9 protein-coding genes are annotated in these 11,244 nt (G+C 64.3%); 2 read left to right on the top strand and 7 right to left on the bottom strand.

Features of this window, described 5'->3' with window-relative positions; translation table 11 throughout:
* Nucleotides 1-42 precede the first annotated feature (42 nt).
* Both LB532_RS02165 and LB532_RS02160 read right to left on the bottom strand, forming a co-directional pair.
* Nucleotides 43-1,206, bottom strand: coding sequence for a PotD/PotF family extracellular solute-binding protein (locus LB532_RS02165; RefSeq protein ID WP_224556323.1), 1,164 nt, complete (start codon nt 1,204-1,206; stop codon nt 43-45).
* Nucleotides 1,187-2,323 carry an ABC transporter ATP-binding protein gene (locus tag LB532_RS02160; RefSeq protein ID WP_140643396.1) on the bottom strand — a complete coding sequence of 379 codons (1,137 nt, stop codon included), beginning with the start codon at nt 2,321-2,323 and terminating at the stop codon, nt 1,187-1,189. The genes LB532_RS02165 and LB532_RS02160 overlap by 20 nt, the downstream gene beginning before the upstream one ends.
* Before the next feature lie 120 nt (nt 2,324-2,443).
* Here LB532_RS02160 and LB532_RS02155 point away from each other — a divergent pair, with 120 nt between their 5' ends.
* Nucleotides 2,444-3,250 (top strand): response regulator transcription factor, encoded by an 807-nt coding sequence (locus LB532_RS02155; protein ID WP_140643394.1) that lies wholly within the window; start codon nt 2,444-2,446, stop codon nt 3,248-3,250.
* Between the two features lie 26 nt (nt 3,251-3,276).
* Here the strand turns inward: LB532_RS02155 and LB532_RS02150 are convergent, their stop codons facing one another.
* Both LB532_RS02150 and LB532_RS02145 read right to left on the bottom strand, forming a co-directional pair.
* Nucleotides 3,277-5,349, bottom strand: coding sequence for a 3-hydroxyacyl-CoA dehydrogenase NAD-binding domain-containing protein (locus LB532_RS02150; RefSeq protein WP_140643392.1), 2,073 nt, complete (start codon nt 5,347-5,349; stop codon nt 3,277-3,279).
* Between the two features lie 98 nt (nt 5,350-5,447).
* Nucleotides 5,448-7,160 carry an MFS transporter gene (locus tag LB532_RS02145; RefSeq protein ID WP_140643390.1) on the bottom strand — a complete coding sequence of 571 codons (1,713 nt, stop codon included), beginning with the start codon at nt 7,158-7,160 and terminating at the stop codon, nt 5,448-5,450.
* A 79-nt stretch (nt 7,161-7,239) separates the two neighbouring features.
* Between LB532_RS02145 and LB532_RS02140 the strand changes: the two genes are divergently transcribed.
* Nucleotides 7,240-7,842, top strand: coding sequence for a TetR/AcrR family transcriptional regulator (locus tag LB532_RS02140; protein ID WP_181169544.1), 603 nt, complete (start codon nt 7,240-7,242; stop codon nt 7,840-7,842).
* An 8-nt stretch (nt 7,843-7,850) separates the two neighbouring features.
* Here the strand turns inward: LB532_RS02140 and LB532_RS02135 are convergent, their stop codons facing one another.
* From LB532_RS02135 to LB532_RS02125, 3 genes are read right to left on the bottom strand one after another with little or no spacing between them, the layout of a single operon-like run.
* Nucleotides 7,851-8,798: an ABC transporter permease gene (locus LB532_RS02135; RefSeq protein WP_140643386.1), complete on the bottom strand. Its 948-nt coding sequence runs from the start codon at nt 8,796-8,798 to the stop codon at nt 7,851-7,853.
* A 3-nt stretch (nt 8,799-8,801) separates the two neighbouring features.
* The gene (locus LB532_RS02130; RefSeq protein ID WP_140559250.1) at nt 8,802-9,776 is read right to left on the bottom strand and encodes an ABC transporter permease; all 975 of its coding nucleotides are present in this window, start codon (nt 9,774-9,776) and stop codon (nt 8,802-8,804) included.
* A gap of 1 nt (nt 9,777) precedes the next feature.
* Nucleotides 9,778-11,241 carry a sugar ABC transporter ATP-binding protein gene (locus tag LB532_RS02125; RefSeq protein ID WP_140643385.1) on the bottom strand — a complete coding sequence of 488 codons (1,464 nt, stop codon included), beginning with the start codon at nt 11,239-11,241 and terminating at the stop codon, nt 9,778-9,780.
* Nucleotides 11,242-11,244 lie beyond the last annotated feature (3 nt).

Genomic DNA, 11,244 nt, shown 5'->3' with positions numbered 1-11,244 from the left:
GCCGGTCAAGTTGTCTCGAATGGGATTTGTTGCCCGCCTGGCTCAAGCCGACTTGAAGCGCGCCATCAGCTCGGCGCGGCCCGGATCGGTCAGCGTTGCCGCCGCGCCGAACTCCAGCGGCGTCAACAGGTCGGCCGCCGGATAGAGGATCGGATTGTCCAGCACTTCCTTGGGCAGCAGCTTGTTGACGCGCGCGTCGGTGGAAGGCGCGCCGTTGGCGAGGTGTTCCTTGACCGCGACCTGCGGGTTCATCAAGTAGTTGAGCAGGGCATAACCGGCCGGCTTGTTCGGCGCGTCCTTCGGAATGGCGTAGAAGTCGGTCCAGATCTCGCCGCCTTCCTTGCCCAGCACATAGGCGATCTCCGGAATGTCGCGATGAAGCTGCGCGCCGTCATTGGTCCAGCACATTGTCATCCAGGCATCGCCCGCGCGCATGCCAGGCTGGTAGTCGGATGACACCGCGAACAGATGCGGCTTGACCTTGAGCAACAATTCCTCCGCCTTGGCGAGCTCGTCCTGCTTCAGCGAGTTGAAGGAGTAGCCATAATATTTCAGCGCATTGCCGATCGTGGTCAGCTGGTAGTCGTGGACCATGGTGCGGCCATCGCCTTCCGCCATGGCCGTGTCCCAGAACTCCTTCCAGCTCGTCATCGGCTTGGTCAGTTTCTTGGTGTTGACGGCAAAGCCAGTGGTGCCCCAGTTCTTCGGCACCGCATAGATGGTGCTGTCGATCGTGCCTTCCGAGGTGAAGCGCGGATCTTCCTGCGTGCCGTCGAAATTCGGCAGCTTGGCCATGTCGAGCGGCTCGATGATGCCGAGTTTCTTGTAGGTCGAGATCGTGTAGTTGGTCGGGACGAACAGGCTCCAGCCCGAGGCCCCGGCCTGCAATTTGGCCAGCATCTCCTCATTGGAGCCGAACACATTGACCTCGACAGCGACGCCGGTGTCCTTCTTGAAGTTCTCGAAGGTCTGGGGATCGTGATAATTGGGCCATGTGGCGATCGACATGCGGTCGCCGAGGTTTTCGTCGGCGAAGGCCGGCGTCGGCATAATGCCGACCTCGCGCGCCATCACCGCCGTCGCGATGCCGAGGCCGGTGAGGCCAAGGAAGTCGCGGCGGCCGATCGAGCCGCGCTTCAAACGCATCAGCTGGTCGACGAAATTCTCGGGGCTTATCGGCAGTCCGTCACGATATGATTTCGACATGTTTTTCTACCCTCTGGTTGGTCCCGTTGTTCTTTGGGTCCGCAAACGCCAGCGGCGTTCCGGCGGCAAAGCCGATGGCGACGGGTTCACCCGGCTTGAAGAGATTGCCATGGCCGATCACATGGTCGGCCTTGGCCAGCAGCGTTCCGATGCCCTGGATCTCGACCGCGTATTCCGCCGTCGAGCCAAGAAAAATCCGGTTGCGGACGATGCCTCTGAGCGGCCCGCTTTTAGGGCCACCAAGGCTGAGCGATTCAGGACGCAGGCTGACCGAAACGGTTTCGCCCTGCCGCAAGGCCGCCCGCTTGCGCGCCACAATGACCGTACCATCCGCCAGCTTCACATCCACCAGATCGCCTGAATGGCCGGCGACGGCGCCGCTCAACAGATTGGTCTTGCCGACGAAATCGGCGACGAACAGGTCGGCCGGTTCGTCATAAATCTCGCTCGGCTGCCCAAGCTGAACGATGCGGCCGCCATTCATGACGCAGACGAAATCGCTCATCGACAGCGCTTCCTCCTGGTCGTGGGTGACGAGCACGAAGGTGATGCCGATCTCGCGTTGCAGGTTCTGCAATTCGATCTGCATGTCGGTGCGCAGCTTCTTGTCGAGCGCCGCCAGCGGCTCGTCGAGCAGCAGCACCGCCGGCTTGTTGACCAGTGCGCGGGCAAGAGCGACGCGCTGCTGCTGGCCGCCGGACAGTTCGTGGACCTTGCGGCCGCCATACCCGGCGAGCCGCACCATTTCCAGCGCCTTGCCTGCCCGCAGGCCGATCTCGCGCGACGACAGCCGCGGTCGTGCCTGGCGCAATCCGTAGGCGACATTGTCGTTCACATCCAGATGCGGGAACAGGGCATATTGCTGGAACACCATGTTGACAGGCCGCCTGTAGGGGGGCGTGCCGGCCATGTCCTGGCCGCGGATGAACACGTTGCCCTCGCTCGGCTGCTCGAAGCCACCGATCATGCGCAGGCAGGTCGTCTTGCCGCAGCCGGATGGTCCGAGCAGGGCGACGAAGGCGGAAGGCGGCACGGCCAGATCGATGCCGCTGACCGCGGTCACCGCGCCATAGCGCTTGGTGACGCCGCGAAACTCGATGTCGGGCACTACGGTCAAGGCTGCGGGCTCCAGCGACAGGACGATGCGATTTCGGGACGCTACCAGAGCTAATGGCAGCTAGTATATACCTCGCAGGTGGTATATCTGACCTATTTTCTCGTTTAAGGGGGTATTGGGATGTCCCGCAGCGACGACTACAGCCGGCTCGCCGCGCTGGTCACGGCGACGCGGGAGACAAGCGGCGACGTCTTCGGCAAGGCGATGGTCGCTTGGCTGCGGCAGCATGTCGGCTTCGACCACTGCGTGGTCTTCGGCTATCGCGGCGCTGCACGCCCGCCGCTGCTGTTCGAGACCTTCTCGTCGGCCGAGAGCCATGTCTTCGTTGCGCTCTACCAGGAAGGCCCATACCTGCTGGATCCGTTCCACCACGCGGCGGTCGAGCGCAAGGAAGGATTCTGGCGCATGCGCGAGCTGGCGCCCGACCGCTTCTACGCCAGCGAATATTTTCGCTCCTATTACAGCCAGACCAGGCTGGCCGAGGAGGTCGGCTTCTTCGTGCCGCTGTCGGGCAAGGATGCGCTGGTGCTGTCGCTGATGCGGCTCAGCGCTTCAGGTCCATTCGGAACCGCCGACGCCAGACTGCTGCGCGACATGGCGCCGGCGGTGGTCGCCTTCGCCCGGTTGCGCTGGCCCGCCCTTCCCGCCGACGAGCCGGTCGAGGCCAGGCAAGACGAGGCGTTGGCGGCGGTCAACGAGTTCGACCGCGCCCATATCTGGAAGAGCCTGTCGCTGACGCCGCGCGAAAAGCATGTCGTCGACCTGGTGCTGCAAGGGCATTCCACCGAATCGATCGCCCGGGCCATGCGCATCGTGCCGGGGACGGTGAAGGTTCATCGCCGCAACATCTATCGCAAGCTCAAGATCAAGTCGCAGGCCGGCCTTTTTGCCCGCTTTGTCGAAATCATCGACGCGCGGATAAGATAGTCCAACGCTCTTCGACCACCTTTCGATCAGGGTCTTGCGCCAGCCTCCCAGGAGCCGGTCTCGGCCATCCGTTTCAGCAGCCGCACCGGCTTGAAAACATCCTTGCCCGTCCGCTGATGCCAATATTCGAGCCGCTGGACGATCCCGGTCGCGCCTTCCAGACCGGCCCAGAACATCGGCCCGCCCTTGCCGATGGGAAAGCCATAGCCGTTGACCCAGATGACATCGATGTCGGAGGCGTGGGCGGCTATCCCTTCTTCGAGGATTTTCGCTCCTTCATTGATCAGTGGGTAGTGCGTGCGCTCGATGATTTCTTCCGCGCTGATTTCGCGCGACGCGATGCCCTTCTCGGCGGCCTTTTCGCGGATCAGCGCCTCGACCTCAGGGTCGCTAACCGGCATGCGCGCCCCGGCCTCGTAAAGATAGAACCCACGGCCGGTCTTCTGGCCGAAACGCCCCTGTTCACACAACGTGTCGGCGATCACGGCCGCCTGGCCTCGCGCCTTGCGGTTGCGCCAGCCAATGTCGAGGCCGGCGAGGTCGCTCATCTGGAAGGGCCCCATCGGCCAGCCGAAATCGGTGAAGGCCTTGTCGATCCGGCTGGGCGTCGCGCCCTCCAGCAGCAACGCTTCGGATTCAGAACCACGCGCAGCCAACATGCGGTTGCCGACGAAGCCGTGGCAGACGCCGACGACGACGGCCACCTTGCCGATCCGCCGCGCCAAATCGACTACGGTTGCCAGCGCGTCGGGCGCGGTCTTGTCGGCGCGCACGATTTCCAACAGCTTCATGACATTGGCCGGCGAGAAGAAGTGCAGGCCGAGCACGTGTTGCGGGCGCGAGATCGAGGCGGCGATCTCGTCGATATCGAGATAGGATGTGTTGGTGGCGAGTATCGCTCCCGGCTTGGCCACGGCATCGAGCTTGCCGAACACCTCTTTCTTGACCGCCATGTCCTCGAACACCGCCTCGATGATCAGGTCGCAATCGGCGAGATCGGAATAGTCGGTGGAGCCCTTGAATTGAGCGAGGCGTTGGCGCCTGGCGTCTTCGGTCAAGGAGCCGCGCGAAACGGAGACGGCATAATTCTTCTCGATCATGCCGAGCCCGCGCTGCAAGGCTTCCTCGCTGGTCTCCAACAAGGTGACTGGAAAACCGCCATTGGCGAAGGCCATGGCGATGCCGCCGCCCATCGTGCCGGCGCCGATGACGCCGACGCGGGCGATCCTGCGCCGGACAAGATCCTTGCCTGGGACCTTTGCGGCTTCACGCTCGGCGAAGAACAGATGCCGCTGCGCACGCGACTGATCGCCGGCGACCAGCTTCATGAACAGCGCGCGTTCGGTAGCCAGAGCTTCCTCGAACGACATCGTGACGGTATTGCGCACCGCTTGCGCGCAAGCGATCGGTGCGTCGAGGCCGCGCGCTTTCCTGGCGAGATCCGCCGCCTCGGCATCGAAAGCGGCCAGCTCGGTTTTCTTGATCTCGTCATCGCGATCGCGCACCGGCGTGAACGGCCCGCCCTTGCGGGCGATCTCTCTGGCGAAGTTCACGGCATGCTTGGTCACGTTACTCTCGAAGACTGCATCGACCAGTCCGGCTTCATGCGCCTCATCGGCACCGATCGGCGCGCCGGAAACGATCATCCTGAGCGCTTTGATCGCGCCGACGAGGCGCGGCAGCCGCACCGTGCCGCCGCCGCCCGGTAGCAGCCCAAGCCTCACCTCGGGCAGGCCGAGCCTGGCGCCGGCATCGGCAATGCGGAAATGACAGCCGAGCGCCAGTTCCAGGCCACCGCCCAGTGCCGTGCCATGAATGGCGGCAATGGTCGGTTTGACGATGGTCTCGAGCGCGGCGACGATGGCGCGCAATTCCGGCTGCTGCACCGGCTTGCCGAACTCGGTGATGTCCGCGCCGGCAATGAAAGTCCGGCCGGCGCAAGCGATGACGATGGCCGCGACCGATTGATCGTCACGCAAGAAGGTCAGCGCCTGCATCAGCGGCGCGCGGACATGGAAGCTCAGCGCGTTGACCGGTGGGTTGTCGATGGTGACGATGGCGACATCGCCGTCACGGCTGATGCTGACGAAATTGGACAAGCAAAATCTCCCCGTAATGGTGAGCGGCCGTGGCCGCGCAAAGGGGATTTACAGCGCCGTGACCTGGATGGAAACCGGATGCCCGCCTGGCACAATGATTAGCGCCGGCCGGCAGCCTCCGCCGCGATCATCTCCGGCACCATAGCACCAGCATTGCGGCCGCCGCGCCAGGAGGCGAACGCCGCTATCAGATAGAGGATGGCCGAGAAGGTGAAGGCGAAGACCAGGCCATGCTTGAACGGTCCCGACATCAGTTCTGGGAAGAAGGCATGGCCGGTCAGCGTGTCGATGCTCTGCTGCGGCAGCGCATTGAGCACATCGGCCGGGATCAACTCGCCCATCGGGTTATAGCCCAGGAAAGCGGCGAACAGATTGGCGACCGGCGGCATGTTGGCGATCTGGTGCGCGACAGCCTCCGGTACATGCTGCGCCAGCAGGCCGGCCTCCATGCTCTGCGGCAGGCTGGCGGCAAGGCCGACGATCATCAGGCTGAAGAACAGACCGATCGACAGGACCTGTCCGGCGTTCGTCGTCGTGGCGCGCATGCCCGAGGCCTGGCCGCGTTCGCGCGCCGGCACCGAATTCATGATCTGCGTCGAGTTCGGCGCCACGAACAGGCCCGAGCCAAGGCCGTTGAGGAAAAGAAGTGCCGCGAAAGCCGTGTAGGAGAAGTCGGCCGGCAGTGCCATCAAGGCCACGAAGCTCGCAGCCCCCACGACCATGCCGCCGACCGCGAAGGGCACGCCGCCGACGCGGTCGGAAAAGTAGCCGGACACCGGTCCGGCGATGAGGAAGCCGACAGTCAGGGGCAGCATGAAGATCGCCGACCACAGCGGCGTCTCCTCGAACGAATAGCCGTGCAGCGGCAGCCAGATGCCTTGCAGCCAGACGATCAGCATGAATTGCAGCCCGCCGCGCGCAATGCCCGATGCGAGATTGGCGATGTTGCCGTAGGCAAAGCCTGGAATGCGGAACAGCTTGAGGTCCAGCATCGGCTTGGTCACGCGCTGTTCGATGACAATGAAAGCAATCAGCGAGATAAAGCCGATGGCAAACAGCGCCAGCACTTTCGGGCTGGTCCACGCCATCACTTGGTCGCCATAGGGCTGCAGGCCATAGGTTATGGCGGTGAGGATGAGCACGAGGCCAAGCCCGAAGCTGATGTTGCCGAGCCAGTCGATGGTGTGCGTGGAACGGTTCGGCGCGTCGTGCAGTTTCAGGTAGGCCCAGACCGTGCCGACGAGGCCGAACGGCACGTTGATCCAGAACACCAGCCGCCAGTCGGTATCGGCGAGCAGGCCGCCGATCAGAAGGCCGACGAACTGGCCGCCGATGGCCGCCACGACATTGATGCCGAGCGCGAAGCCGCGTTCGTTCTCCGGGAAGGCGTCGGTCAGCAGCGCCGTGGAATTGGCCATGATCAGCGCGCCGCCGATGCCCTGGATGATGCGCACCGATATCAGGTACATAGCGGCAAAGTCGCCCTGGCCGGGCAGCACGCTGAGCGCAATCGAGGCGGCGGTGAAGATAGCGAAGCCGAGATTGTACATCCTGGCGCGGCCGAACTGGTCGCCGAGCCGGCCGAAGGCAACGACAAGCACTGCCGTGGCGATCATGTAACCGATGATCGCCCACAAGAGATAGTTGATGTTGCCGGGGTCGAGTGCCTTGAGGCCAATGCCGCGAAACACCGCCGGCAGGCTGATCAGCAGGATCGAGCCATTAATGGCGGCGGCCAGCATGCCGAGCGTGGTGTTGCTCAGAACCATCCATTTGTGGCTCTGCGGGCGGCTGTCTGCGACGGCATTCATGGTGATAACTCTCGAAGGTGCTGGCGTGGTCGATGCCAGCGCTATATATGAGGATAGTCTCAGGTATGGAAATATGAGGATGACCTCGGAAAAAGCAAGAGCCTCGGCGTCGAATCCGCGTGCGCCGCAGCAAAAAAGAGGGCGCGAACGGGTCGCGGCGCTTATGGGGAGTGCTGCGGCACTGTTCGTCGAGAAGGGTTTCGACGCCACGACGATGACCGAGATCGCCGTGCGAGCGGGCGCGGCCATCGGCACGCTCTACCTGTTTTTCCCAACCAAGGAGGCGTTGGCTCAAGCCATATTGGCTGAGAACGCGGAAGGCCTGTCGGCACGGCTAGATGCCTTGCGCGAACGCACCGCGGGCCTGAATGCGGCCGTGATCGCCGATACGCTGTTTGACCTGCTTGGCGACTTCCTGTCCACGCATCCGGCCTACTCGGCGCTGCTCGATTTGCCCGGCGACGAAGGCTGGCGGCGCAAGATGCGGGCGCGCCGGCGCGAGCAGATCGCCGCTCTGTTCGCGCAGGCCAAACCGCCGCTGCCTGCGGGTCAGGCCGAGCGGCTGGCCGTCATCGTGCCGCAACTGATGCGCATTCCCTTGGCGCTGGTCGGCGAGAAAAGACTGCGCGACGGCGTGCTGGAGGAATTGCGGCTGATGCTCGCCCGGCATCTGGGGTCGTAACGCGAGCGTTACCGCAGCGCCTTCTCCCCACCCGCCGCCGTAATCACGCCAACGATGATCAACCCCGTCAGCAACAGCCGCACGCCGGCGCTGACGCCGAATGTGTTGAGCATGGTCAAAAGCAGCACCAGGAACAGCGCCGCGCCCCAGACGCCGGGGACATTGGCCTTGCCGCCGGCCACCGACGTGCCGCCGATGACCACCACGGCGATCGAGGCCAGCAAATACTCGTTGCCGATATCGACATTGGCGCCGCGGAAATAACCGGCGAGCAGCGCGCCGTCGATGCCGCCGAGCGCCCCCGACAGCGTGTAGGTGAGGAAACGGACGCGGCCGACATTGATGCCGGCGAGCCAGGCGGCACGGATGTTCTGGCCTATCCCCAGCACCGAGCGGCCATAGATCATGCGCTGCAAGGCGATGGCCGCGCCGATGGTGAACAGCACGGTGAGAACCGCCAGCACCGGAATGCCGAGAACCTGCCGGTTGGCGAAATCGGCAAAGCCCGGCGGCGGCTTGATCTGCAATCCGCGCCCATAGCTGATGTCGACCGACTGGATGATGAAGCTCGCCGACAAAGTGGCGATGATCGGCGGTATTCGCAGCGCCCAGATCAGCAGATAGTTGACGGCACCGATCGCCGCACCACAGGCAAGCGCGGCCAGCAGCCCGACCACGATCATGGCATCGCTGCCGCCCATCACCTTCATGGCCACCGCGCTGGCGAGCCCGATATTGGCCGGCAGCGACAGGTCGACATTGCCCGGCCCAAGCGTGATGACGAACATCTGGCCGACGCCGACGATGACGGTGAACACGGCCAGCGACAGCGCGGCGGTGACCATGCCGCCGGCGCCATAGCCGCCGGTGAAAGCGATCGTCGCCAGCCACACCACAAACGCGCCGACGAACGACCAGATCCAGGGTTTGGCGGTCAGCGACCTCAGCAATGTCATCGCTCACCTCTCTTTGCGGCTGATCAGCACCCGCGCCGCCAGCACGATGATCAGGATGGCGCCATTGGCGGCCACCTGCCAGTCGGGTGGGATGTGCATGAAGGTGAGCAGCGGCGATGCCGCCAGCGCCAAGGTCAGCGCGCCGATTACTGCGCCGATCGGCGACACGCGGCCGCCGACGAATTCGCCGCCGCCGAGGATGACGCCGGCGATCGAAAGCAGCGTGTAGCCATTGCCGATATTGGCATCGGCCGAAGTGGTGATGCCGATCAGCGCCATGCCGGACAGCACGCCGAACAGACCCGTCAGCGCGAACAACACGACCTTGGTCTTGAGCAGCGACCAGCCGGCACGTTTGAGCGCAGCCGGGTTGCCGCCCGAGCCGCGCAGGATGACGCCATAGGAGGTGCGCATCAGGCCGAAATGGACGATGAGGCCAATCAGCAGCGCGGCGATGATCGGGAAGGGCACAAAGGGCGGCTTGAAGGCCATGATCGCCAGCAGCCAGTCCGGCGCTTTGCCGCCGGGCTTGGGCAGGACGAGAATCGCCAGCCCCTGCCAGACGAAACTCATGCCCAGCGTCACTACGATCGATGGCAAATTGCGCAGGTGGATCAGCGCGCCGAGCAGCGCATAGACGCCGATCGATCCGAGCAGGACGAGGACGCCGATGAGCGGTGCGTCCTTCAACCAGGTCGCGGTTACGCAGCCGACGAAACCGACAAAGGTGCCGATCGACAGGTCGAGCTCGTTGCCCGATATGACGAACATCTGCGCGATCGTCGCCAGCGCGATCGGGATCGCCAGGTTCAGCATCAGGCCGAAGCCGAAATAGCTGATGGCGCGCGGATTGAGCCAGGCGATGGCGAGCAGCACCAGCACCAGCGACAGCGCCGGCAGCAGCCCGCGCAGCAGGCGGGCGCGTGCCGCTCCGCTCCCAAAAGTCTTCGAACCGTTTTGAACAGAGACGGCCGTCATCTCAGGCCGCGTCGCCGAAGGAGGACTGGATGATCTTTTCTTCCGTCAGCTCGTCGCGCGTCAGATTGGCGACGATGCGGCCGTTCTTGAAGACGTAGACATGGTCGCAATTGTCGAGTTCTTCCGTTTCTGTGGTGTACCAGAGGAAGGTGCGGCCCTTGCCGGCCTCCTCGCGCACGAGATCGTAAACCTCGAGCTTGGTGCCGATGTCGACGCCGCGCATCGGGTCGTCCATCAGCACGATCCCGGCATCGGAGCCGAGAGCCCGGGCGAACAAGGCCTTCTGCTGGTTTCCGCCCGACAGCGAAAAGATGTTGTTGTTCATATCCGGCGTGCGGATGCCGATCTTCTTTTGCCAAAACCCGGCCAGTTCGGCCTCGCGCCGCGGCGAGATCAGCAGCCCGTTGCGCAGCCGAGCCAGCGAGCGGATGCCGATATTTTCAGCGATCGACCACTGCGGAAAGATGCCGTCCGCCTGGCGGTCGCCGGCCACAAGCGCCACCGGCGCGGTGACCTCGATGCCGGCCTTGGCGCGGTACGCGGCGGCGAAGATCGCCAGCAGCAGGTCGGTTTGGCCATGGCCGGCCAAGCCGGCAAGTCCGATGATCTCGCCGGCACGGGCCACCATCTCCTTGCCGTCCTGTTGCCGCACCGGCCGGGCGCGCACGCGCAACGGGCCGGCCTCGGCTTTCCGGATTTCGGTGGCGGTCCTCCGATGTCCTTCGGCACCGCCCATGGTGGCCACCAGCCTATCGCGGTCGAAAGCGTTGGCCGCGTCGGCGGCGACAACCTTGCCGTCGCGCATCACGACGATGCGATCGGCGTTCTGCAGCACTTCGCCCAGCACATGCGAGATGAGAATGCAGCTCCCGCCCGACGCGACGAAGCGGCGCACGAAGGCAAGCAGCTGACCCGCCGTGTGCGCGTCGAGCGAGGACGTCGGCTCGTCGAGGATAACCAGGTGCAGCGGCTCGCGGGTCAGCGTGAACGCGCGCGCCACCTCCACCATCTGGCGCCGGCCGATGGAAAGGTCACCGGCGATGTCGGACGCCGAGATGCCATGGTCCGGAAAGATTTCGTCCAGTTTGGCCGTGATCAGCTCGGCCGCCTTGCGCCGCCAGCCGAAGCCGGTGAGCGAGGCGTGGTTGATGCGCGTGTTCTCGGCGACGCTGAGATTGGGGCACAGCGACAGTTCCTGGAATACGCAGCGTATGCCGAGCTGCTGCGCCCGCGATACCGAGTAACTCCCCTCGCTCTCGCCATGCACGCCGATCGTGCCGCTGTCGGGTGTCAGTGTGCCCGCCACCATGTGCATGAGCGTCGATTTGCCAGCGCCGTTGTGGCCGACGAGGCCGACGCACTCGCCGGGCCCGACATTGAAGTCGACGCCGCCAAGCGCGCGAACGGCGCCGAAATGCTTTTCGGCGCCGTTCAGTCTGATGATGTACGCGTTCCCTTCGGCCATGCT

The organism is Mesorhizobium sp. ESP-6-2 (assembly GCF_020164675.1).
Classification (GTDB): domain Bacteria; phylum Pseudomonadota; class Alphaproteobacteria; order Rhizobiales; family Rhizobiaceae; genus Mesorhizobium.
Note: the sequence above shows the minus strand (reverse complement) of the source record. Positions and strands in the feature narration are given on the sequence as shown.